General features: G+C 68.1%; 17 protein-coding genes and 1 rRNA gene. 10 read left to right on the top strand and 8 right to left on the bottom strand.

What is annotated here, in order from left to right; genetic code table 11:
* Positions 1-441 precede the first annotated feature (441 nt).
* Positions 442-1,965, bottom strand: a 16S ribosomal RNA gene (locus ACQP2T_RS04705).
* A 457-nt stretch (positions 1,966-2,422) separates the two neighbouring features.
* On the opposite strand from ACQP2T_RS04705, the gene ACQP2T_RS04700 reads away from it, so the two are divergent.
* Both ACQP2T_RS04700 and mgrA read left to right on the top strand, forming a co-directional pair.
* The gene (locus ACQP2T_RS04700; RefSeq protein WP_433514962.1) at positions 2,423-4,471 is read left to right on the top strand and encodes a S9 family peptidase; all 2,049 of its coding nucleotides are present in this window, start codon (positions 2,423-2,425) and stop codon (positions 4,469-4,471) included.
* Positions 4,468-5,466 (top strand): L-glyceraldehyde 3-phosphate reductase, encoded by a 999-nt coding sequence (gene mgrA / locus ACQP2T_RS04695; protein WP_433514961.1) that lies wholly within the window; start codon positions 4,468-4,470, stop codon positions 5,464-5,466. Before ACQP2T_RS04700 ends, mgrA begins: the two co-directional genes overlap by 4 nt.
* On the opposite strand, the gene ACQP2T_RS04690 is transcribed toward mgrA, so the two are convergent.
* The gene (locus ACQP2T_RS04690; protein ID WP_433514960.1) at positions 5,435-7,813 is read right to left on the bottom strand and encodes a lysylphosphatidylglycerol synthase transmembrane domain-containing protein; all 2,379 of its coding nucleotides are present in this window, start codon (positions 7,811-7,813) and stop codon (positions 5,435-5,437) included. The two genes, mgrA and ACQP2T_RS04690, sit on opposite strands and share 32 nt — an antisense overlap.
* A 231-nt stretch (positions 7,814-8,044) precedes the next feature.
* Between ACQP2T_RS04690 and ACQP2T_RS04685 the strand changes: the two genes are divergently transcribed.
* Complete coding sequence (locus tag ACQP2T_RS04685; protein WP_433514959.1) at positions 8,045-10,024, top strand: molybdopterin-containing oxidoreductase family protein; 1,980 nt, start codon at positions 8,045-8,047, stop codon at positions 10,022-10,024.
* On the opposite strand, the gene ACQP2T_RS04680 is transcribed toward ACQP2T_RS04685, so the two are convergent.
* A complete protein-coding gene (locus ACQP2T_RS04680) occupies positions 10,002-10,739 on the bottom strand; it encodes an alpha/beta hydrolase (RefSeq protein ID WP_433514958.1) in 738 nt (245 codons plus the stop codon). The two genes, ACQP2T_RS04685 and ACQP2T_RS04680, sit on opposite strands and share 23 nt — an antisense overlap.
* Before the next feature lie 67 nt (positions 10,740-10,806).
* On the opposite strand from ACQP2T_RS04680, the gene ACQP2T_RS04675 reads away from it, so the two are divergent.
* Positions 10,807-11,349, top strand: coding sequence for a PadR family transcriptional regulator (locus ACQP2T_RS04675; protein ID WP_433514957.1), 543 nt, complete (start codon positions 10,807-10,809; stop codon positions 11,347-11,349).
* Between the two features lie 17 nt (positions 11,350-11,366).
* On the opposite strand, the gene ACQP2T_RS04670 is transcribed toward ACQP2T_RS04675, so the two are convergent.
* Complete coding sequence (locus ACQP2T_RS04670; protein ID WP_433514956.1) at positions 11,367-11,825, bottom strand: N-acetyltransferase family protein; 459 nt, start codon at positions 11,823-11,825, stop codon at positions 11,367-11,369.
* A gap of 84 nt (positions 11,826-11,909) precedes the next feature.
* Between ACQP2T_RS04670 and ACQP2T_RS04665 the strand changes: the two genes are divergently transcribed.
* On the top strand, positions 11,910-12,359 hold the full coding sequence (locus ACQP2T_RS04665) for a hypothetical protein (protein ID WP_433514955.1): 450 nt from the start codon (positions 11,910-11,912) through the stop codon (positions 12,357-12,359).
* On the opposite strand, the gene ACQP2T_RS04660 is transcribed toward ACQP2T_RS04665, so the two are convergent.
* Both ACQP2T_RS04660 and ACQP2T_RS04655 read right to left on the bottom strand, forming a co-directional pair.
* Positions 12,325-13,242 carry a zinc-binding dehydrogenase gene (locus ACQP2T_RS04660; protein ID WP_433514954.1) on the bottom strand — a complete coding sequence of 306 codons (918 nt, stop codon included), beginning with the start codon at positions 13,240-13,242 and terminating at the stop codon, positions 12,325-12,327. The genes ACQP2T_RS04665 and ACQP2T_RS04660 overlap by 35 nt on opposite strands.
* 77 nt (positions 13,243-13,319) lie before the next feature.
* Complete coding sequence (locus ACQP2T_RS04655) at positions 13,320-14,129, bottom strand: class I SAM-dependent methyltransferase (RefSeq protein ID WP_433514953.1); 810 nt, start codon at positions 14,127-14,129, stop codon at positions 13,320-13,322.
* Positions 14,130-14,220: 91 nt separating this feature from the next.
* On the opposite strand from ACQP2T_RS04655, the gene ACQP2T_RS04650 reads away from it, so the two are divergent.
* From ACQP2T_RS04650 to ACQP2T_RS04630, 5 genes are all read left to right on the top strand, one after another.
* The gene (locus tag ACQP2T_RS04650) at positions 14,221-16,026 is read left to right on the top strand and encodes an acyl-CoA dehydrogenase (protein WP_433514952.1); all 1,806 of its coding nucleotides are present in this window, start codon (positions 14,221-14,223) and stop codon (positions 16,024-16,026) included.
* A 97-nt stretch (positions 16,027-16,123) separates the two neighbouring features.
* Positions 16,124-17,068, top strand: coding sequence for an MBL fold metallo-hydrolase (locus ACQP2T_RS04645; protein WP_433514951.1), 945 nt, complete (start codon positions 16,124-16,126; stop codon positions 17,066-17,068).
* Positions 17,069-17,135: 67 nt separating this feature from the next.
* Entirely contained in the window at positions 17,136-17,360 is a 225-nt protein-coding gene (locus tag ACQP2T_RS04640) for a hypothetical protein (RefSeq protein WP_225301634.1), read from the top strand.
* Between the two features lie 66 nt (positions 17,361-17,426).
* Positions 17,427-17,960, top strand: coding sequence for an RNA polymerase sigma factor (locus tag ACQP2T_RS04635; RefSeq protein WP_433514950.1), 534 nt, complete (start codon positions 17,427-17,429; stop codon positions 17,958-17,960).
* Positions 17,960-18,967 carry a CU044_5270 family protein gene (locus ACQP2T_RS04630; RefSeq protein WP_433514949.1) on the top strand — a complete coding sequence of 336 codons (1,008 nt, stop codon included), beginning with the start codon at positions 17,960-17,962 and terminating at the stop codon, positions 18,965-18,967. Before ACQP2T_RS04635 ends, ACQP2T_RS04630 begins: the two co-directional genes overlap by 1 nt.
* Here the strand turns inward: ACQP2T_RS04630 and ACQP2T_RS04625 are convergent.
* Together ACQP2T_RS04625 and ACQP2T_RS04620 are read right to left on the bottom strand one after the other, a co-directional pair.
* Positions 18,930-19,223, bottom strand: a complete 294-nt coding sequence (locus ACQP2T_RS04625; RefSeq protein WP_357652147.1) for a Dabb family protein — start codon at positions 19,221-19,223, stop codon at positions 18,930-18,932. The genes ACQP2T_RS04630 and ACQP2T_RS04625 overlap by 38 nt on opposite strands.
* A 4-nt stretch (positions 19,224-19,227) precedes the next feature.
* Positions 19,228-22,491, bottom strand: coding sequence for a glycosyl hydrolase 2 galactose-binding domain-containing protein (locus ACQP2T_RS04620; protein ID WP_433514948.1), 3,264 nt, complete (start codon positions 22,489-22,491; stop codon positions 19,228-19,230).
* Positions 22,492-22,571: the final 80 nt, after the last annotated feature.

The raw sequence follows: 22,571 nt of genomic DNA, 5'->3' as shown, positions 1-22,571 counted from the left end.
CCACCCGCCACCAGACCAACCACCCCGCTCCCCCTGGAGGGAGAAGGATCGATGCGATGTGACAGAAGGCGGCCCTGCATGAGGTATCCACAAACCACGGGACTGCCCACCGCTCAAGGGCGCCGACTTCCGCCGACGTCCCACCCCGCCGACCCGGCGCCAGGAGGTCAGGCCCTTGCGGGCAACCACTGGCGTGGGTGGTGGGATGCGGTCGCAGTCCCAGGTCCGTTTCCTCAGGACCCAACAGTGTGTCCAACCAGTTCAGATCGTCTCAGGACGCGTCTTCCCACTCCGCTGTCTCCAGCGGCGGTACCAACGGCCCGGAAGACCGGAACCGGTTGAGTAGCCAGTGCTCCACTAATGAGCTTGCCGTGTGCGAGACGTTCGCTCGCAGGCACAGCGTAGATCGATGACTTCCGTCATCCGATCGGTGCTCCTTAGAAAGGAGGTGATCCAGCCGCACCTTCCGGTACGGCTACCTTGTTACGACTTCGTCCCAATCGCCAGCCCCACCTTCGACCGCTCCCCCCAGCAAGCTGGTTGGGCCACGGGCTTCGGGTGTTGCCGACTTTCGTGACGTGACGGGCGGTGTGTACAAGGCCCGGGAACGTATTCACCGCAGCGTTGCTGATCTGCGATTACTAGCGACTCCGACTTCATGGGGTCGAGTTGCAGACCCCAATCCGAACTGAGACCGGCTTTTAGGGATTCGCTCCACCTCACGGTTTAGCAGCCCTCTGTACCGGCCATTGTAGCATGTTTGCAGCCCAAGACATAAGGGGCATGATGACTTGACGTCATCCCCACCTTCCTCCGAGTTGACCCCGGCAGTCTCCCATGAGTCCCCACCACCCCCGAAGGAGCGTGCTGGCAACATGGAACAAGGGTTGCGCTCGTTGCGGGACTTAACCCAACATCTCACGACACGAGCTGACGACAGCCATGCACCACCTGTCACCCAGTCCGAAGAGGCGCACATCTCTGCACGTTTCCGGGTGATGTCAAACCTTGGTAAGGTTCTTCGCGTTGCGTCGAATTAAGCAACATGCTCCGCCGCTTGTGCGGGCCCCCGTCAATTCCTTTGAGTTTTAGCCTTGCGGCCGTACTCCCCAGGCGGGGCGCTTAATGCGTTAGCTCCGGCACGGAGATCGTGGAAGATCCCCACACCTAGCGCCCAACGTTTACAGCGTGGACTACCAGGGTATCTAATCCTGTTCGCTCCCCACGCTTTCGCTCCTCAGCGTCAGGTAAGGCCCAGCAAGCCGCCTTCGCCACCGGTGTTCCTCCTGATATCTGCGCATTTCACCGCTACACCAGGAATTCCACTTGCCCCTACCTACCTCTAGCCGGCCCGTATCCACCGCAGACCCGCAGTTAAGCTGCGGGCTTTCACGGCAGACGCGACCAGCCACCTACGAGCTCTTTACGCCCAATAATTCCGGACAACGCTTGCGCCCTACGTATTACCGCGGCTGCTGGCACGTAGTTAGCCGGCGCTTCTTCTGCAGGTACACGTCAACTTCGTCCCTGCTGAAAGAGGTTTACAACCCGAAGGCCGTCATCCCCCACGCGGCGTCGCTGCGTCAGGCTTCCGCCCATTGCGCAATATTCCCCACTGCTGCCTCCCGTAGGAGTCTGGGCCGTGTCTCAGTCCCAGTGTGGCCGGTCGCCCTCTCAGGCCGGCTACCCGTCGTCGCCTTGGTAGGCCACTACCCCACCAACAAGCTGATAGGCCGCGAGCCCATCCCCAACCGAAAAAACTTTCCACCACCATCCGATGCCGGAGGCGGTCGTATCCGGTATTAGACCCAGTTTCCCGGGCTTATCCCAGAGTCAGGGGCAGGTTACTCACGTGTTACTCACCCGTTCGCCGCTCGAGTACCCCGAAGGGCCTTTCCGCTCGACTTGCATGTGTTAAGCACGCCGCCAGCGTTCGTCCTGAGCCAGGATCAAACTCTCCAAACAATGTCTGAAGGGAAAGAAATCCCAACCATATAAAAGGAATCCACCACATCCACACCATAAAGGCGCAGACATGACGGGGTTGTGCATCATGCACTGGCTTTTAACACACTGTTGAGTTCTCAAGAAACGGACGCGTACTCCCCAACCTGCGAGAGGCGTTCATTTCGTTTTCCGTTGTGTCTCTATTCTTTCACCAGTCCGTTTTTGTGTCAAATTGACCGGACTTGCTTGGAATTTCGACCGCCTCTTCAATTTACCATCCCGTAGACCGGGTAGCGAATCGAAGCGACTGCCACCAAGCACAACACAACCCACGTCAAAGCCACCGGAGTGGAGGAGGTTGGTTGCGCCGCACCTGGCGACTTCTAAAGATTAGCAGCGCCCCCGACCACTCGAGACGCCTTCACACCGATGGGAGGCCACAGAACGATCACGGCCCGGAACATAGACTCCCCACGTGAGTAGCAAAACACCGCCGCTGGCGAAGAAGTCACCGACTGAGCGCACCCATCACGGCGACACCGTGATCGACGAGTACGCCTGGCTCACCAATAAGGACGATCCCGACACGATCGCCTACCTGGAGGCGGAGAACGCGTTCCTCAAGGAGCAGACCGCTCATCTCGGCGATCTCCAGGAGCAGGTCTTCCAGGAGATCAAGGGCCGCACCCAGGAGACCGACCTGTCGGTGCCGAGCCGCAAGGGCGAGTGGTGGTACTTCAGCCGGACAGAGGAGGGCAAGCAGTACGCCGTCTCCTGCCGCGTGCCCGCCGACGGCGAGACCCCGCCCGCGGTCACCCCTGGCGAGCGTCTCGACCGGGAGCAGGTCATCCTCGACGGCAACGAGCTGGCGGGCGACAGCGCGTTCTTCTCCCTCGGCACCAGCGCCATCACGTCCGACGGGACGATGCTGGCCTACTCCACCGACTACAAGGGCGACGAGCGCTTCACTCTGAGGTTCAGGAGCCTGGAGACCGGCGAGCTGCTCGACGACGAGATCGAGGACGTCTTCTACGGTGGCACCTGGTCGGCCGACGGGTCGGCGTTCTTCTACACGCGCGTCGACGACGCCTGGCGCCCCTTCCAGGTCTACCGGCACACGCTCGGCTCGCCGGACGACGTGCTGGTCTACGAGGAGACGGACGAGCGCTACTGGGTCGGGATCGGGCTCACCCGCAGCGAGAAGTACCTCGTGCTCGGCGCCGGGAGCAAGATCACCAGCGAGGTGCGCATCCTCGACGCCACCGATCCGACGGGCGAGTTCCAGGTCGTCCGTCCCAGGAAGGCCGGTGTCGAGTACGGCATCGAGCACGCCGGCGACTTCTTCTACGTGCTCCACAACGAGAACGCCGAGAACTTCGAGCTGGCCACCGCCCCGCTCGACGCTCCCGGCACCTGGACTCCGGTGATCGCCCACAGCGCGGACACCCGGCTCCTGGAGATCGACGCGTTCGCCGGGCACGCCGTCGTCCACTTCCGCCGCGACGGGCTGACCGGCATCCGCGTCCTCCCGAAGGGGGGCGACGAGTACGAGATCGAGTTCCCTGAGCCGCTCTACGACGTCGGGCCGGCGGGCAACCCGGAGTTCAGCACCGGCAGGCTCCGGCTCGCCTACACCAGCATGATCACCCCGGCCAGCGTCTACGACTACGACCTGGCCACTCACGAGCTGATCCTGCTCAAGCAGCGTCCCGTCCTGGGCGGTTACGACCCGGCCGACTACGAGCAGTTCCGTGAGTGGGCCGTCGCCGAGGACGGCACCAGGGTCCCGATCTCCCTCGTCAAGCGCAAGGACACCGCCAGGCCCGCCCCCACTGTTCTCTACGGCTACGGCAGCTACGAGACCTCCATCGACCCCGGTTTCTCGGTCCCCAGGCTGTCCCTGCTCGACCGCGGTTTCATCTTCGCCGTGGCGCACATCAGGGGCGGCGGCGAAATGGGCCGTCGGTGGTACGAGGAGGGCAAGCTCACCAAGAAGAAGAACACCTTCACCGACTTCGTCGCGGCGGCCAGACACCTGAAGGCGTCGGGCTGGAGCGAGCGGATCGTCGCCAGGGGCGGCTCGGCCGGCGGCCTGCTGATGGGCGCGGTGACGAACCTGGCGCCGGAGGAGTTCGCGGGCGTGGTGGCCGAGGTGCCGTTCGTCGACGCGCTCAACACCATCCTCGACCCGTCGCTGCCGCTGACGGTGATCGAATGGGACGAGTGGGGTGATCCCCTGCACAACGCCGACGTCTACGCCTACATGAAGAGCTACACACCGTACGAGAACGTCGACGATCGCCCGTACCCGCCGATTCTCGCGATCACCAGCCTGAACGATACCCGGGTGCTCTATCACGAGCCCGCGAAGTGGATCGCTAGGCTCCGAGCCACGGCCGGTGGCGGTCCGTTCCTGCTCAAGACGGAGATGGGCGCGGGTCACGGCGGCCGGAGCGGGCGCTATGACGTTTGGCGCGAAGAGGCCTTCGCGCTCTCCTGGATCATCGAGAGAGGCACCTCATGACCTACCAGCCGGACGACGACCGTTACGAGCGCCAGCCGTACAACCGCAGCGGGCGCAGCGGCCTCAAGCTGCCTGCCGTCTCGCTCGGCCTCTGGCACAACTTCGGTGACAACCGGCCGATCGACAACTCGCGGGCGATCCTGCGGCGGGCATTCGACCTGGGCGTCACGCACTTCGACCTGGCCAACAACTACGGCGTGCCGTACGGCTCGGCGGAGCGCAACTTCGGCGGGATCTTCCGCGAGGACTTCACCCGTTACCGGGACGAGCTGATCATCTCCACCAAGGCCGGCTACGACATGTGGCCGGGGCCGTACGGCGAGTGGGGTTCGCGCAAATACGTGCTCGCCAGCCTCGACCAGTCGCTGGAGCGGATGGGGCTCGACTACGTCGACATCTTCTACAGCCACCGGCCCGATCCCGAGACGCCGCTGGAGGAGACGATGGGCGCGCTGGACCGGGCGGTGCGCTCGGGCAAGGCGCTGTACGCGGGGATCTCCAACTACTCCGCCGAGCAGACGGCGCAGGCCGCGCGGATCATGAGGGAGCTGGGCACGCCGCTGCTCATCCACCAGCCGTCCTACTCGATGATCAACCGCTGGATCGAGGACGGGCTGCTCGACGTGCTGGAGGAGGCGGGCATGGGGTGCATCGTCTACTCACCGCTCGCCCAGGGGCTGCTGACCGACCGCTATCTCGACGGCGTCCCCGACGACTCGCGGGCGGCGACCAGCCGGTTCCTGAGCGCCGACCGGATCGACCGCGACCTGGCGCGCGACCTCAACGAGATCGCCAAGACGCGCGGCCAGTCGCTGGCGCAGATGGCGTTGTCGTGGGCGGTCAGGGACTCGCGGGTGACCAGCGTGCTGATCGGCGCGAGCAGCGTGAAGCAGCTGGAGGACAACGTGGCCTGCGTCGACGGCCCGGCGTTCACTCAGGACGAGCTCGACGCCATCGACAAGGTCATAGAGCTTCGTGCCGCTGGAGGTAGGTGAAGGCCGCCCAGCCGGGCAGCACCGGCAGCCAGAACGTGAGCAGCCGGTGCAGCAGGACGGCCGACGTGGCCAGCTCGGCGGGCAGCCCGGCCACGGTCAGGCCCACGGTGAGCGACGCCTCGACCGCGCCCAGGCCACCAGGTGTGGGCGCGGCCGAGCCGATCGCGTTGGCCGTGAGGTAGACGACGGCGACGGCAGTGAAGCTGATGTCGCCGCCGAAGGCCTCGACGCAGGCGTCGAGGCAGACGACGAAGGCGATCGTGATCATCAGGGTGCCGACGCAGGCCTCGATCATCTTGCGCGGCGACTGCAGCACGTCGAGCAGCCTGGGCAGCACGTTGGCGAACAGCTTGTGCATCCGCCCGGTGATGAACCGGCGCAGCGGCGGCACCCCGAACAGCACCACGACCAGCACCGCGACCGACAGCATCACCACGACCAGCCCACGGGACGGGCTGAACGCGGTGGCGGTGTTGGACCCGGTGATGTAGGCGAACAGCAGCAGGAGCGCGATGTGGAAGACCATCATGCTGAGCTGCGAGGCGCCCACGCTGGCCACCGCGAGCGCGGGCGAGATGCCGCGCTTCTGCAGGTAGCGCGTGTTGATCGCCACGCCGCCGACGGCGGCGGGCGTGACGAGCTTGACGAACGAGGCCGCGAACTGGACGAGGACCGTGCGCCAGAGCGGTAGATGCTCGGGTACGAAGCCCCTGAGCATCAGCGCGGCGGCCACGAAACTGACGAACGAGGCGGCCAGCGCCAGCACCGACCAGGCCCAGTTGGCGGTGGTCACCACGTGCACGACGTTGACCTGGCTGAGCTGCGACAGCAGGAAGTAGGCGGCCAGCGTGCTGGCGATCATCGTGACCAGCGTGCGCGGCCGGAACCGCTCCAGCCGGATCTCCTCGACCTTGCCCTGCGGCTTGAGCGCCACGATGTGCTCGCGCAGCTCGCCGAGCATGCCCTTGTCCTTCGACAGCGCCGAGCGGGTCTCGCGGGTGAGGGCGATGCGCTGGAGCAGCGGCATCGCGGCGGCCAGCGCGTCGGACCCCATGACGGCGGCGGCGGCCCGTACGGAACGCTCGGCGCCGACGCGCAGCGCCAGATAGGTGAGCAGCTGCGCGACGTCGAGCCGGAGCAACAGGTCGCCGGCCGCGATCTCGCCGCTGCGGGCGTCGGTGAGCACGACCCGGCCGGCCCGGTCGAGGTGGATGCTGTCGCCGGTCAGCCGCCGGTGGGCGAGCCGCTGGATCTGCAGCAGCGCGACCTGCTCCCAGATCTGGGCGAGCAGGGCGTCGTCGATGTCGGCGTCGGGCACGTCGTCGAGCGGGCGGCTTTCGAGGTGCTCGTAGGCGAGTAGCGCGGCCTCGGTGCCGATCTCGCTGGTGCCGAGCAGACGTGGCGTGCTCGCGCCGGCCGCCTGCGCGGCGTAGGCCATGAGCGCCTCGCGCTCCAGCTCGGCGCGGAGCGATCTGATCGCCCGGCGCCTGGTCTCCGAGTTGAGCCGGATCCGCCGCCAGAGCCGGTACGGCAGACCGGCGACCTGCCGGTCGCGGTCGAGCACGGTGACGTCGAGGCTGCTGCCGTCTTTGAGTCCGATGGCGTAGCGGCGGCTGCCCTGGTGGTCGTCCTCGATGCGGCGGGCCGTCTGCGGGGAGAAGGAGAGCTTGCGGAGCGCGGCGATGACCGCGTTGCCGGGCGGCCGGGTGTTGGGGCTGCCCACGCCGTACAGGGTGCCGTAGCCCACGGCCATGCCGACCAGGACGGGCACGATCGCGCCCGGCAGCGTGATCTGCCTGGCGGAGAAGAGCGCGAAGATGTCGAGCGCGATCACCGTCCACATGAGCATGCGCCAGGTGGGACGGCGCGAGATGCGTACGGCGGTGGTGTAGGCGACCACCGAGGTGAGCAGCGTGTTGAGCGGCTCGATGGAACGCCCGCCGGTCAGCAGCATGCGCAGGTCCTCGACGCTGCCCCCGATCAGCCACTGGCCGAGCAGGAAGGAGCCGACCATGCCGATGATCGCGGCGATCAGGCCCTCGGCCACCCGCAGGCCGTCGCGGTGGAAGACGCGCTCGACGGCGAAGGCCACCGGCACGATGAGCACGGCCGCGCCGCCCAGGAACGACGCCACGCGGCTGAGCAGATCGGGGACGAGGGTGGTGCCTTCTTTGACGTCCGCTTCGAGGCCGTTGAGCGTCTGCTTGGCGACCAGGGCGATGAGGACGACGGCGGCGAGCACGAGCAGCGTGGTGAAGAAACGCAGCAGGTCGGAGGGCCGGCGCAGGCGCTGGGGCAGCAACGGCTCGACTACATAGACGTCCGTTTCAGCGCGCGCTTCAGCCACGGCTGGATCCCCCTCCGCGAGGTCCTCCGCGTCATCACGTTCCCTGATTTCGGCCACCGACAGAGATTCTGCACCTTCCCGACCGACCGTACGATCTTTGGGCCCCTTCAATCCTTCACCCTTGATTTCTACCGCGCGTCGGGGCATGTCGTGGCTCCCCTGATGCCTGGTGAAGCGACACGTAAGCTGTGTCGCATGTCGGGTGAGTTGCGAGTTTTGGGGGCATGTCCTTTGGACTGCCCTGATACCTGCTCTTGGATCGTCACGGTCGAAGACGGCAAGGCCGTGAAGATGCGCGGCAACCCGGAACAGCCCTACACCCGGGGCGCCCTCTGCGTGAAGGTCAACCGGTATCTGGAGCATACCCAGGCGGACGACCGCATCCTGTATCCGCTGCGCCGAACCGGGCCCAAGGGGTCGGGCGAGTTCGAGCGCATCACCTGGGAGGAGGCGTTCGACGAGATCGCCCTCAGGCTGCGGAGCATCATCGACGAGCACGGCGGCGAGGCCATCTGGCCGTACGTGGGGACGGGCTCGCTCGGCTACATCCAGGGCTGCGAGGGCGTGGCCGGGCGCCGGTTCTGGAACATGCTGGGCGCCTCCAAGCACTGGCTGAACATCTGCGCCACGGCCGGCGGCGCCGGACTGAGCCTGACCAACGGCACACCCGCCGGCATGGACCCCGAGGATCTCGCGCTGTCCAGGCTGATCCTGCTGTGGGGCACGAACACGCTGACCAGCGGGCACCACCTGTGGAAGTTCGTCCAGGACGCCCGCGCGGCCGGCGCGTACGTGGTGGCCATAGACCCGATCCGCACCAGGACCGCCGACCAGGCGGACCGGCACCTGGCCATCCGGCCGGGCACCGACGCCGTGCTCGCGCTGGCCCTGCTGAACGTGGTGCTCGCCGAGGGCACCCAGGACGAGGAGTTCCTCGCCGAGCACACCCAGGGCTGGGAGTCCTTCCGTGAGGAGATCCTGGCCTACCCCGTCGAGCGGGCCGCCGAGATCACCGGCATCGCGGCCGCCGACATCCGCGAGCTGGGCACGCGGCTCGCGCGCACCCGGCCGACCGCGATCCGGACCACGATGGGCATCCAGCGGCACGCCGGCGGCGGCACCGCGCTGCGGACGATCGCCGCGATCCCCGGCGTGACCGGCGACTGGCGCCATCCGGGCGGCGGCGTGGCCTACTCCACCAGCGGCCACATGCACCTCAATATCGACATGCGTGACGACCTGCTGGCCAAGCCGGTCCGTACGCTGACCATGACCCGGCTGGCCTCCGAGCTGGACTCGGTGAAATGCCTCTGGGTGTACGCCGCCAACCCGGTCGGCTCGACCCCCGACGCCAACCGGATCCGGCGCCAGCTGGCGCGCGAGGACCTGTTCACGGTGGTCATGGAGCAGTTCCCCACCGACACGGTCGACTACGCCGACATCGTGCTCCCCGCGACCATGCAGACCGAGCACATGGATCTGCACGCCGGGTACGGCCACCTCTACCTGCTCTGGAACGAGCCCGCCGTGGCGCCGCCGGGCGAGTGCCTGTCCACCACGGAGACGTTCCGCCGTCTGGCCGCCCACATGGGGATGACGGAGCCGTCGCTGTACCACTCCGATCTGGAGCTGGCCGAGCAGTTGCTGAGCAGCGGCCACCCGTCGCTGGAGGGCGTCACGCTGGACCGGCTGCGCAAGGAGGGATGGGTGCGGATGAACTATCCCCAGCCGTTCACCCCCTTCGCCGACGGCTTCCCCACCGCCTCGGGCCGGCTCCGCTTCCCGCCGCGCGGCAAGGCGTACGTTCCGCCTCATTCCCTGCGTACGGCCGACGGCTCGCCGTACCCGCTGACCCTGGTGACGCCAGCGGCGCACACCTTCCTCAACACGATCTTCGGCAACAACCCGGAGCTCAGGCGCCGGGCCAAGGAGCCCGTGGTGCTGGTCAACCCGGCCGACGCCGAGGCGCGCGGGCTGGTGAGCGGGCAGCGGGCGCGGGTGCACAACGCGAGCGGCGAGTTCCTGGCCCACGTCGAGGTGAGCGACCGGGTGGCGCGCGGCGTGGTGGCCTCGCCCAAGGGCCGCTGGCCCAAGCACAGCCCCGGCGGCGCGAACGCCAACGCGGTCGTGGCCGAACGCGACGCCGACATGGGCCGGGGTCCGGCCTACCATGACAACCTGGTCGAGGTCAGCCCTTGTACCGATCCATGAAGGCGATGATCCGGTCGAGCACCTCGGGGCCGTGAGGGCTGCCGAACAGCGCTGAGGCGTGCAGGCTCTCGCCCTTGATGACGTGGAGCTCGTTGTCGGGGGCCTTGGTGGCGGCGTCGTGGGTGCGCTGGAGGTCCTTGGCGCCGCCGTACGCGTCGTTCTCGCTGCCGATCTGGAGCAGCGGGGCCGTCAGCTTGGCCGCCTCGCCCTCGGCGACCGCGCCGGACAGGGCGACGACCCCGGCCACTTTGGAGCCCAGCCGTTCCGCCGCCGGGACGGAGGCGGTCGCGCCTATGGAGCCGCCGACCAGGAACAGGCGACGCACGCCCTTCTCCTTGGACAGGCGCTTGGCCATGGCGACCGTCACCTCGTCGGGGTATTCGGTGCCGGGCCTGGCGTACAGCAGGACGCGGTAGCCGGCCGCGACCAGGCGGTCGGAGAGCGGGCGCCAGGTGCAGACGTTGCCGTTGCGCTCGTACGTGATCACCACGCCGACCGCGCCCTTGCCGGTGATGACGCCGGGCAGGTCGTCGCCGTAGGTGAAGATCTTTCCGTCCGCGCTGGTGAAGCAGCCGGAGACGTTGGGGCCCGTGACCTTGGGCGCCGGTGTGGGCGTGGCCTGAAGCGGGGTAGGGGGCGCGGTCGTGGGGCTGACCGCGCCACCGCAGGCGGTCAGCACCAGGACAAGTCCGATCGAGCCGATGATCGCGCGCATCGCCGCCCCTTCACCACACTATGTCTGAAGTGACATAGTCGTTGGTGACAATACCCTTGGCGGCACCATGACCTCAACGCTGGGATTCGCGATCCTCGCCGTGCTGGCTCGCGGCGACCGCACCGGATACGACATCGCCGCGGCCATGCGGCGGCCCATCGGCTTCTTCTGGACCGCCGGGCACAGCCAGATCCACGCCGAGCTGCAGAAACTGCGGACCGCCGGCCTGGTCGGCTACGAGACCAGGCACGGGCCGGGGCCGCAGGACAAGAAGGTCTACCACCTGACGGACGAGGGCTCGGCGGAGCTGCGCGGGTGGGTGACCCGGCCGCCGAAGGAGCGGCCGGAGCGGGACGAGCTGGTGCTCAAGACGTACGCGGCGTGGCTGGCCGAGGCGGGGCTGGTCAGGCGGATGTTCGCCGACCAGCTGGCCGCGCACGAGGCGCGGCTGGCCGAGTACGAGCGGGAGGAGGCGGCGTTCGGCGGCCCGCCTCCGTTCGGCGATCCGCGCTTCGGCAACTACGCGACGCTGCGGTGCGGCCTGGGGTACGAGCGGCACCGCGCCGAGTGGTGCAGGTGGATGATCGACCAGCTGGGCGACACCGAGTAGCCCCCCGAAGAGGCTGCTCAGCTCAGCGACAGCTTGTAACCCTCGTGGGAGGCAGCGAAGCCGAGCGAGTCGTAGAACCGGTGCGCGTCGGTGCGCGACTTGTCCGACGTGAGCTGGACGATCGCACAACCCCGGGCCCGCGCCCGGTCGATCGCCCACCGCATCATCTCGCGCCCCAGACCCTGACCCCGGGTCGAGGCGTCGACCCTGACGGCCTCGATCTGACAGCGTTCGGCCCCGAGCCGCGAGAGCCCGGCCAGGTAGGTGAGCTGCATGGTCCCGAGGATCTTGCCACCGTGCTCCGCGACGATCAGCTCGTCGTAGGGGTTGGCGTCGATCCGGGCGAAGGCCGCCAGATACCGCTCGTCGGCCGGATCTCCCTCGCGCTTGGCGCCGAGCGGGTCGTCGGCCAGCATCGCCACGACGGCGGGCACGTCGTCGGCATGGGCCGGCCGGATAATCCAGGTTTCGTCCATGCCCGAATCATGCCCGACAAGTCAGGGAGGGCTCAGGGTAGGTCCCCGATGCGATAAAGGGGTGGCGAAAGGCACTCTGGGGACATGAACGAAATCAGTCGACGCGATGAGGTCTCGCTGTCCGGCGCCGCTCTGCGTGGCGCCCCTTGGAAGACCGCCGCCGTCAGCGGTGGCGCGACGGCCGCGGTCAGCTTCGTGCTGGGTGTGCTTTCCGACTCCGCCGGCTTGGTGTGGTCGCTCGGCCTGGGGATCAGTGTGTTCGCGCTGGTCGCCGCCATCGGCGCGGTGTCCAAGCCGAACGAGGGCGACCGGGTCACCCGCCAGGCGCGTCTGTGGGCGCTGAAGCACCCGTGGAGGTTCGCGCTGCTGCCGGCCGCCATCACGGCGGTCCTGGACTACCCGGTGCAGCTCGTACTCGACGGGGAGGGGGTGTTCGGCTCGGCGGTCCAGTCGATCTGGCATGGCGCCCTGGTCTATGTGATCGCCGGCGTCCTGACGCTCACGAGGCAGGGACGAGCGCGATCTTCCCAGTGACCCGGCGGTTGATCAAGTCGTCCATGGCCCGTCCGGCCTCCTCCAGGGGCCTGGCCTCCGGTGGTGCCGGGTCGATCCCGGGCATCGTGAGGAGCTCCTGGAGCATCAGCCGGTTGGCGGCCGCGTGGCTCAACGACCACGCGCCCCAGTCCACCCCCACCACCGCCCGATTACGCAGCAGCACCTGGTTGGCGGGCAGCCGCGGGATGCCGCCCCCGGCGAAGCCGACGACCAGGAGCCGCCCGCCCTCGCGCAGCGAGCGCAGCGCCTCCTCGGACAGTTCGCCCCCTACCGGGTCCACCACCACGTCCACGCCCCAGCGCCTCGCCGTGCCCTTCAGCCCTTCGTAGCCGATGACCTCGTCGGCCCCGGCCAGCGCCGCGCGCTCGCGCTTGTCCGGCGTCGAGGCGGCCGCCAGCACGGCGGCGCCCAGCGCCCTGGCCACCTGGATGGCCGCCAGCCCCACCCCGCCGCCCGCGCCGAGCACCAGCACCCGCTCACCGTGCCGCAGCCCGGCGCGCTCCCTGAGCGCGTACATGGCCGTGCAATAGCTCTGCGCGAACACCGCCGCGGTCCGCGGATCGAGGCCCTCCGGCAGGGGTACGGCCTGCTCCTCCGAAATGACGACATGTGTGGCGTAACCGCCGAGCCCCGTGATGGCGAGGACCCTGCTGCCGTCGGCCAGCCGCCCGGCCACCTCGTACCCCGGAGTGAAGGGCAGCTGTGGCTTGAGCTGGTAGGTGCCGCCGACCATCAGCCCGTCGACGTAGTTGACCCCGGCCGCCTCGACCTCGACCACCACCTGGCCGGGACCCGCGATGGGATCAGGCCGCTCGATGAGCTCGACCGGCTTGCCGAACGCGGTGCAGACGACTGCCTTCATCCGGACAGCGTCCCCGATAGAACATCATTCTGACAAGCTGGCCAGTCCCACCAGATAGCGACTCAGCGCTCTGCTGGTCAGTCCCACCAGATCGTGGTCCAGCGCTCCCGTGGCAGCGGCCACATGCCCAGCTCCAGGGCCGTCGCGCCGACCTCCGCCGAGCGCGCGGGGTCGAGGCAGGCGCGCTGGCAGACGCTGTCGGCCAGGTCCTCCAGAGAGTTGAACCGGTCCAGCGGCGCCTCCCGCTCCTCGACCCGTACGGGGAAGCCGAGCGCGGCGGCCAGTGCCACGCAGTCCTCGGCGACCGGCCGGACCGGGCGGTCCACGTTGTGGAAGTGCTGCCACAGCGGGGCCATCCAGCTCATGGGGTGGCGGTGCGGGAGTTCGATGACGACGCGGCGCCTGGCGTGGTCGTTCAGCGCGCGGAGGAAGTCGGCCAGGTCGGGCACGTTGTAGATGACGTGGGCGCAGACCACCACGTCGGCCACCGGCACCTGCTCCGCGACGTCGGGCCAGCGGCCTTCGATCGTGGTGAGCGGGACGCCGAGCTTGTCCGCCCTGAGGGCGAGCTCGTCGAGCATCGCGGCGGAGGTGTCGACCGCGTACAGCATGGAGAACCGGTCGTGCATCGGCAGCGACGCGGCGCCGGTGCCCGCGCCGACGTCGAGCAGTGTGGCGCCCTCGTCCAGCGCCTCGATGAGGCGCGTCGCGGTCGGCCCGTCGTCGGGCTCGGCGAGCGCCCTGTCGGTACGCGTGGCGAAGCGCGCCGGGTGATGGCCCCACGGATCGACCGGCGCCTTGGCCATGATCTCGGCGGGGATGGCCCAGGAGTCCAGTCGCTCTCGCCAGCGGGTGGCGAGTTCTTCGGCGTCCATGGAGATGAGCATGCCACGCATATTCACGGTTACTCGCGGGTAGCATTTCGAGTAAGGTTACTGGCCAGTACATAACGCCCCCGGTTCAAGGAGATCGACACTCATGGGCCACTACAAGAGCAACGTCCGTGACCTGGAGTTCAACCTCTTCGAGGTGTTCGGGCGACGCGAGATCCTCGGCACCGGGCCGTATGCCGACGTCGACGAAGAGGTCGCCCGCGGCATCCTGGAAGAGGTCAACAGACTGGCCACCGGCGTGCTCGCGGACTCGTTCGAGGAGGGCGACCGCCACCCGCCGGTCTTCGACGCCGCCACGAGCTCGGTCACCATGCCGGAGGGTGTCAAGAAGTCGTTCAAGGCGGTGGTCGACGGCGGTTGGGCGCATCTCGACCTGCCGCGCGAGCTGGGCGGCCCCGGCATCCCCCGGAGCCTGGCCTGGGCCACCGCCGAGATGGTCCTGGGCGCGAACCCGGCCCTCTACATGTACGCCGCCGGCCCCAACTTCGCCTACACGCTGTGGGAGGTAGGCACCGCCGACCAGAAGCGCTTCGCCGAGCTGGCCATCGAGCGCGACTGGGGCGCCACCATGGTGCTGACCGAGCCCGACGCGGGCTCCGACGTCGGCGCGGGCCGGGCCAAGGCGATCCGGCAGCCCGACGGGACCTGGCACATCGAGGGCGTCAAGCGCTTCATCACCAGCGCCGAGCACGACATGGCCGAGAACATCTTCCACCTGGTGCTGGCCCGCCCCGAGGGACACGGACCCGGCACCAAGGGCCTGTCGATGTTCCTGGTGCCCAAGTTCCACGTGGACCTGGAGACGGGTGAGCTGGGCGAGCGCAACGGCGCCTACGTCACCAACGTGGAGAAGAAGATGGGCCTGAAGGTCTCCACGACCTGCGAGCTCACCTTCGGCGACAAGCACCCGGCCATCGGCTGGCTGGTCGGCGACGTGCACGAGGGCATCAGGCAGATGTTCATGGTGATCGAGCACGCCCGCATGATGGTCGGCACCAAGGCCATCGCCACGCTGTCCACCGGCTACCTGAACGCCCTGGAGTACGCCAAGAGCCGCGCCCAGGGCGCCGATCTGACCAGGATGGCCGACAAGTCCGCGCCCCGGGTGCCGATCACGCATCACCCGGACGTACGCCGCGAGCTGATGCTGCAGAAGTCGTACGTCGAGGGCATGCGCGCGCTGGTGCTCTACACGGCCACCTTCCAGGACGCCATCCAGATGGACCCCGGCGACCGGCACGCGCGCGACATGAACGACCTGCTACTGCCCCTGGTCAAGGGTGTCGGGTCCGAGCGGTCGTACGAGCTGCTCGCCCGGTCCCTGCAGACGCTCGGCGGCTCGGGCTACCTGCAGGACTACCCGATCGAGCAGTACATCCGCGACGCCAAGATCGACTCCCTGTACGAGGGCACCACCGCGATCCAGGGCCTGGACCTGTTCTTCCGCAAGATCCTGCGCAACCAGGGCGCCGCGATCGGCTCGCTGCTGGCCGAGATCAACGCCTTCGCCTCCTCCGACGCCGGCAACGGCCGCCTCAAGGAGGAGCGCAAGCTGCTCGCCGAGGCCGCCGCCGACATCAAGGTCATGGGCGACACGATGGCCGGATGGGCGCTGGGCGCGCTGGAGACGCCGAGCGAGGTCTACAAGGTCGGGCTCAACACGACCAGGCTGCTGCTCGCCCTGGGCGACCTGGTGATCGGCTGGCTGCTGCTGCGCCAGGCCGAGATCGCGCTGACCCGGCTCGCCGACGGCGAGGACGCCTTCTACCAGGGCAAGGTCGCCGCCGCCTCGTTCTTCGCGACGACCGTGCTGCCCCGCCTGGCCACCGAGCGCCGGGTGCTCACCGCCACCGGCCAGGACCTGATGGACCTGCCGGAGGACGCCTTCTAGACCAGCCGCCTCCCGCTGAACGCCCGCTCCGCTGTGGAGCGGGCGTTCTGCTGAGAAACGCGCAGTCCGTACGGCCCCCACACGGTACGTTCACGACATGAGCGCCTCTCACCACGACGACCGGACTCTGCCGCCACCCCGTTTGGTAGAGGTCTCCTCAAGCATTTACGCCTACATTCAGCCTGACGGGAGCTGGTGGATCAACAACACGGGCTTCCTGGCCGGGCGGCGCGGGGTGATCGCCATCGACACCTGCTCGACCGAGCGGCGCACGCGGACGTACCGGCGGGCCATCGCCGAGATCACCGCCCGCCCGATCACCACGCTGATCAACACCCATCACCACGGCGACCACACGTTCGGCAACTACCTCTTCCCAGAGGCCACCATCGTCGCCCACGAGCGGACCCGCGAGCTGATCGTGGCCGAGGGCATCCCCGAGTATCGGACGCTCGCCTGGTCACCGGACGTGGAGTGGGGCCATCTGGAGGCGGCGGCGCCGTTCCTCACCTACAGCGACCGGGTCACGGTCTACTCCGACGATCTGCGCTGCGAGGTGCGGCACGTCGGCTTCGCCGCGCACACGACCAACGACTCCTATGTCTGGATCCCGGAGCGGCGGCTGCTGTTCGCGGGTGACCTGGCCTTCAACGGCGGCACGCCGTTCGTGCTGATGGGCTCGGTGACGGGCGGGATCGAGGCGCTCGACCAGCTCAAGGAGCTGGGCGCGGAGACGGTCGTGCCGGGGCACGGCGACGTGTGCGGGCCCGAGGTCTTCGACCGGGTGCGGGGCTATCTGGAGTTCGTGCTGGCGACCGCCGAGCGCGGGCGGGCGGCGGGGCTGACCCCGCTGGAGGCGGCCCGCGAGACCGACCTGGGCGAGTGGGGCGAGCTACTCGACGCCGAGCGCATCGTGGGCAATCTACACCGCGCCTACGCCGAGCTGGACGGACTGCCCCGGGGCGGCGAGGTCGACCTTGTCGCCGCCATCGGCGACATGATCACGTTCAATGGCGGAAAGCCACTCTCCTGTCTCGCCTGAGCGTGTGATCACGCATACCCGGGTATGACCGAGGGCGTACGCGTTCTTTGCCGTTCTGGAGGTCGTCATGGGTGTCGGGGTCAGCATCTTCTTCCTCACGCTCGGCGCCATCCTGCGATTCGCCATCGAACCGGACGTGTTCGGTCAGAGCGTGCACATGGACACGATCGGCGTCATCTTCATGATCGTCGGCGGGGTGGGCGTGGTCCTGAGCATCGTGCTGGCCCCGAAGCGGGGCCGCACCTCTGACCACCAGCTGATGCACCGCGAGAACAACCCGCCGGAAATCTAACCGGAAGGGTCTCCCGGGAGCGGGTAATCACCAGTGTCCCTGTTCCCCGGCAAGGGAGACCCTTGCATGATCACATTCCCTGACGGAGCGGTGGCCGACCCCGAGCGGTTCGCCACGGTCTTCGACGCGCACTACGAGGAGATCCGGCGCTACATCGGCCGCCGCCTCGACCTCGACATCGCCGAGGACCTCGCCGCCGAGACCTTTCTCGCCGCGTTCCGCCATCGCCACAGCTTCGACGCCGCCAAGGGCGGCATCAGGCCATGGCTGTACGGCATCGCCACCAACCTCATCGGCAAGCACCGGCGGGCCGAGATGCGGCACTACCGGGCGCTGGCGAGATCCGGCCCGCCTCCGGACGAGGGCGGCCATGACCAGCGGGTCGCCGATCGGGTCACCGCCGGAGTGACCGTACAAAAGCTCTCGGCCGCGCTGGCCGGGCTCTCGCGCGGTGAGCGCGATGTGCTGCTGCTCGTCGCCTACGGCGAGCTGACCTACGACGACGTGGCCGCGGCGCTCGGCATCGCCAACGGCACCGTCGCCTCCCGGCTGAGCCGGGCCAGGACCAAGCTGCGTAACGCGCTGGGAGTTGAGGTGTGATGAAGGAGTTCCAGCTCATCGACGATGTGATGCCGGACGTGCCGCCCGCCGATCCGGCCGGCACGATGCGGATCCGGGCGCAGCTCATGGACCGCGCCCCGCGCCGCCGCCTGCCCGGTTGGTCCCGGGTGACGCTCGCGGCGGCGGCCGTGACCCTGGTGCTGGTCGGCGGGTTCGTGGTGGTGCCCAGGCTGGGCGGAGGCGAGGTCCAGACGGCCGCCACCTCGAACGTGCCCCCGGTGCTCGCCGCGGCGGCGGACCGGCTGGCCGCGCAGTCTCCGGGCACGGGCGCCTGGTGGCGGCGGGAGGTGCGGCAGGTGTCGCGGCAGGTCGGCAAGGGGAAGCCCGCTTACGTCGTCGAGCAGCGGACCGGCGAGGTCCTGTGGGTGAATCGGAAAGGGGAGACGCGGAACGAGTGGAAGGCCGTGACCACCGTGCCGTTGACGCCAGCCGACAATCGGGCCTGGAAGGAGGCCGGCTCGCCGCGGCTCTGCAATTCCAAGAGCGGTTGCACGCTCGGCCGGGTGTTCTTCACCCCCTTTGACCCGAAAAAGCTGAAGCCTGTGGAGCAACTGCCGACCGACGCCAAAGCGCTCAAGGCCGAGCTGCTGAAGCATTATCCCGCGGACGGCCCCGACACCCAGGAGGCCTGGCTCTGGGCGGCAAGCAGGTGGCTGCTCCTCGACAAACCGAGCACTCCGGGCACGCGGGCGGCGGTCTATCGGATGCTCGCCGGGCTGCCGCACGTGAAGGTGACCGACGGAGTCGAGGACGACGAGGGACGCGCGGGGGTCGCGCTGCTTCTCGGCGACCCCCTGCAGCAGCAGATCATCATCGACCGGGACAGCGGTGACCTGCTGGCCGTGCAGAGCGAGATGCTCCGGTCGGACGGCAAGCAGGCCACGTTCCCGATCGGCCAGACGTTCGAGTCGTTGCTGGTCGAGCGGCTGGGGTGGACCGACGAGCAGCCTACAGCGAAAGCTGAACGGCGGCTCGGCTCGCGATGATGGGCTTGATGTGCTCCGCGATCACCTTCTGGTGTTGAGGGTGATCGCGGTACACCAGGTAGTCGTCGACGTTGTCGAAGTCGGCGACCACCCCGAACTCGTGGTTGCCCTGGTTGATGCCCGCGTCGGCGGTCGCCGTGTAAGCGCGGATCTCCGGGATGATCCCCGGCAGTTTGCGCAACTCGGTGGCCACCGTGGCCTTCTGCTCCTCGGTGGCGTCCTCGGTCCAGGTGAACAGCACGACGTGGCGAATCATGAGGTCAGCTTATCGAGATCCGATCGGCGTTCGGCCCGCCGTTGGCCGTGGTGGCGGTGGCTCTGATCTTGTTGGCTCCTTGGGTGAGGTTCACGGTGAGGGTGGAGGTCTGCCAGGTGTCCCAGTCGCCGGTGGCGTTGAAGTCGCGGGTCACGGCGGCACCGCCGTTGACCGTGATGGTCATCGGCCGGTTCACCGTGGTGCCGTTGGCGTAGCGCAGCTCAAGAGTGACCGGTCCCGCCACGGGGGCGTTGACCGTCCACTCGACGTAGCTGCCGGTCAGGTTGTCGTAGTTCACGAACCCGGTGCCCGTGTAGCCGTCGTGGTTCGACTCCACCACGCCCTGGGAGATCGTCGCGTCCTCGGCCTGGTAGATGACCGGGCCGCTGCCGGTGGTCTCGGTGACCGCGTTCGAGGCGTCCGAGGTGTTGCCGGCCGCGTCACGGGCCTTGACCGTGAACGTGTACGCCGTGGCGGCCGTCAGGCCCGAGACCGTCGCCGTCGTGCCGGTGACGGTGGTGGCCAGGGTCGTGCCGTTGTAGACGTCGTAGCCGGTCACCCCGGTGTTGTCGGTCGAGGCGTCCCAGGCCAGCGAGACGCTGCTGGACGTCTTGGCGGTGGTGTGCAGATTGCCCGGCACGCTGGGCTTCTCGGTGTCGGGCGGGCCGGTCGGACCGGCCGGGACGGTGAGCGTCGCGGTGTTCCAGCCGGAGACCCTGACGCTCGCCGCGCCGCTCAGGTCCGAGACGCGGAACGTGGCGGTCAGCGTCTTGGACTCGCCCGGCCAGAGGCTGATGGCGTTGTCCGACCACTGGATCGGCAGCACCGGCTTGCCGGCCGCGTCCACGACGTGCGCGTCGAGCATGAACGCGGGGATCGCGCCCGTGCCGGTGTTCTTGATCGTCACGCTCACGTTCCCGGGGGACGGCGAGGTGGCGGTGGCGGTGATCGGGGCCTGGGCCAGGCCGTTGAGCCCGGTCAGGTTGGCGTAGCTGGTGGTCGGCACGTAGTACCAGTCGTTGTTGTCCCAGTCGATGACGTCGCTCGCGGTGGACAGCGCGTACACGTTGCGGTCGATCTCCTCGCCGCCGCGCAGCAGGCTCAGCCGTACGAGGTAGGTCGTGGACAGGCCGCTGATCGACGGGATGGTGACCGCGGTGGCCTTGCCGCCGTCGGCGGGGGCGGTGACGGCGGCCGTGTTGGTGTACTTCGAGGTGCCGTCCATGTTGAACACGTCGGTCTTGACCGTCAGGCCCGAGGCGGCCGAGGTGCCCGAGTTGACCACGACGACGGACTTGTTGTCGTAGGAGTACTGCACGTGCAGCGGCTTGTTCGCCTCACGCGCGCCCCAGTAGGAGCCGCCCTGGTCGAGGTAGTAGTCGAACAGCTGCCAGTGCAGCGATGACCAGCCGCTGTTGAGCATCCAGTAGATGACGCCGGTCGAGGGGTTGCTGGAGTCGGTGAAGTTGCGGCCGTACGCCTCGAACTGCGCGCGGACCGCCTCATACTGGGCGAGCTGCGCCTTCTTCACGTAGTCGGCCAGGCTGGACGGCACGCCGTACCGGCCCCTGAGGGCGTTGTGGTAGATCGTCAGGTTGTTGAACGTGCTCGACGGGGAGCGGTGATACTGCGTCGCGCTCGGGCTCTGCCAGAGCGAGTTGATCTGCGCGGTGGTCATCATCCGCTTCAGCGAGTCGAGCGTCGGCACGTCCGGGCCCGCGCTGGTCTCGGAGTTGAAGCCGAACGCGCCGCCTTCGCGCTTGTTGTACCAGTAGTTCGGCGGCACCCACTCGTACGGGCCGGGCATCTTCAGGCCGGAGTTGCCCAGTTGCGGGCTGGACTTGTCCGAGGCCACGGAGACGATCGGCAGCGGCCACTCGGCGGCCGTCAGGGCGTCGAGGTAGTTGGTCTCCTTCTGGGCCGTCGGCGGGTTGTCGGAGCCGATCAGGAAGGAGATCACGCTGGGGTGGTTACGCAGCCGGGTGGCCTCCGCCTGCATCGACGCCTTGGCGATGGGATAGTCGGCCGTGGCGAACGAACCCTCCCACTTGTTGCAGCACTCCCAGCCGGGCAGCATCAGGATGCCGTACTTGTCGGCCAGGTCGTAGAGCTCGTCGGTGTCCAGGTGGCCTTCGACGCGGATGGTGTTCAGGCCGAGGTCCTTGACATAGCGGATCTTGTCTTCCAGGTAGCGCAGGTCCTTGCGCAGGAAGATGTCCGGCGACCAGCCGCCGCCCCTGATCAGGATCGACCGGCCGTTGATCTTGTAGAAGCGGCGGCCGCTGGCGTTCTTGCCCGACTCCACCTTGCGGACGCCGAAGCGCTGGGTCAGCGAGTCGCTCACCGCGCCGCCGACGGTCGCGGTGAGGTTGAGGTCGTAGAGGGGTTGGGCGCCCATCTGGTACGGCCACCAGACCTGCGGGTTGGTCAACGTCTGACTGAACGTGATCCGTTTAGTCTCGTTCGCGGCTAACGAGACGTTCTGGGAGAAGGTGAGCGAGCCGATCGTGCCGCTGACCGTGGTGGTCACCGCGCTGCCCGTGCCGTTGCGTACATCGGCCTTGATCGTCAGGTCGGCGCGGTCGAGCGCCGGGACGGCCAGGTTGGTGATCACGTGCGCGTCGCGCAGGGAGACGTCGGCGCTGCGCCTGATCAGCACGTCGCGGAAGATGCCCGTGTTGTCGTCGCGCGGGACCTGCACCCAGTCGATCCAGCCGATCGTCAGGTTGTTGTTGGGGTTGTTGGCGTTGACGCGGAAGGCCACCGAGTTGGTGCCTGAGTGGACCAGCGCGGTGATGTCGCGTTCGTTGCGGGTGTAGGCGCCGGCGACCTGGGCGGCCGTGGCCACCTGGCTGCCGTTGACCCACACGTCGGCGCTCGACATCACCCCGCTGATGTCGATGAACGTGCGTAACCCGGTCTCCGAGCCGAGCGTGAAGTCCGAGCGGTACCACCAGGGCACGTCGAAGTCGGCGGTCGGGATCGACTGCATGTTCGTGGAGAAGAACGGGTCGGAGTAGACGTTGTTCTCCAGCAGCCCGGCCAGGACGGTCGAGCGCGGGCCGACCGGATACCAGCCGGAGGCCGCGTAGCCGGGAGTGGAGATCGCGGCGCCGGAGTCCGACACCTTGGCGGATGACTGGATCTTGTAGCCGGAGAGAGCTGTCGAGGAGGCGGTCGCGGCCGGGGCGGCCAGGGCGACACCTCCAGCGCTGACCAGCAAAGTGCAGGTCCAGAGCAGGATGAGGATGAGCCGGGAGCGCGCCATGGGTCCTCGCAAGGCCGATGGAGTTTGTTAATAAACCTTCTTAACAACTAAACGCGATCTCGTAAATGCCCAAATTTCTG

This window comes from Nonomuraea sp. CA-143628 (genome assembly GCF_050942315.1).
Taxonomy (GTDB): Bacteria; Actinomycetota; Actinomycetes; order Streptosporangiales; family Streptosporangiaceae; genus Nonomuraea.
Note: the sequence above shows the minus strand (reverse complement) of the source record. Positions and strands in the feature narration are given on the sequence as shown.

Bases quoted from the DNA above. Each gene is read 5' to 3' on its own strand.
- mgrA (WP_433514961.1), top strand. From the start codon at position 4,468: ATGACCTACCAGCCGGACGACGACCGTTACGAGCGCCAGCCGTACAAC.
- ACQP2T_RS04680 (WP_433514958.1), bottom strand. From the start codon at position 10,739: ATGCGCGCGATCATCGGCTCGATCGGACTTGTCCTGGTGCTGACCGCC.
- ACQP2T_RS04675 (WP_433514957.1), top strand. From the start codon at position 10,807: ATGACCTCAACGCTGGGATTCGCGATCCTCGCCGTGCTGGCTCGCGGC.
- ACQP2T_RS04670 (WP_433514956.1), bottom strand. From the start codon at position 11,825: ATGGACGAAACCTGGATTATCCGGCCGGCCCATGCCGACGACGTGCCC.
- ACQP2T_RS04665 (WP_433514955.1), top strand. From the start codon at position 11,910: ATGAACGAAATCAGTCGACGCGATGAGGTCTCGCTGTCCGGCGCCGCT.
- ACQP2T_RS04660 (WP_433514954.1), bottom strand. From the start codon at position 13,242: ATGAAGGCAGTCGTCTGCACCGCGTTCGGCAAGCCGGTCGAGCTCATC.
- ACQP2T_RS04655 (WP_433514953.1), bottom strand. From the start codon at position 14,129: ATGCTCATCTCCATGGACGCCGAAGAACTCGCCACCCGCTGGCGAGAG.
- ACQP2T_RS04650 (WP_433514952.1), top strand. From the start codon at position 14,221: ATGGGCCACTACAAGAGCAACGTCCGTGACCTGGAGTTCAACCTCTTC.
- ACQP2T_RS04645 (WP_433514951.1), top strand. From the start codon at position 16,124: ATGAGCGCCTCTCACCACGACGACCGGACTCTGCCGCCACCCCGTTTG.
- ACQP2T_RS04640 (WP_225301634.1), top strand. From the start codon at position 17,136: ATGGGTGTCGGGGTCAGCATCTTCTTCCTCACGCTCGGCGCCATCCTG.
- ACQP2T_RS04635 (WP_433514950.1), top strand. From the start codon at position 17,427: ATGATCACATTCCCTGACGGAGCGGTGGCCGACCCCGAGCGGTTCGCC.
- ACQP2T_RS04630 (WP_433514949.1), top strand. From the start codon at position 17,960: ATGAAGGAGTTCCAGCTCATCGACGATGTGATGCCGGACGTGCCGCCC.
- ACQP2T_RS04625 (WP_357652147.1), bottom strand. From the start codon at position 19,223: ATGATTCGCCACGTCGTGCTGTTCACCTGGACCGAGGACGCCACCGAG.
- ACQP2T_RS04620 (WP_433514948.1), bottom strand. From the start codon at position 22,491: ATGGCGCGCTCCCGGCTCATCCTCATCCTGCTCTGGACCTGCACTTTG.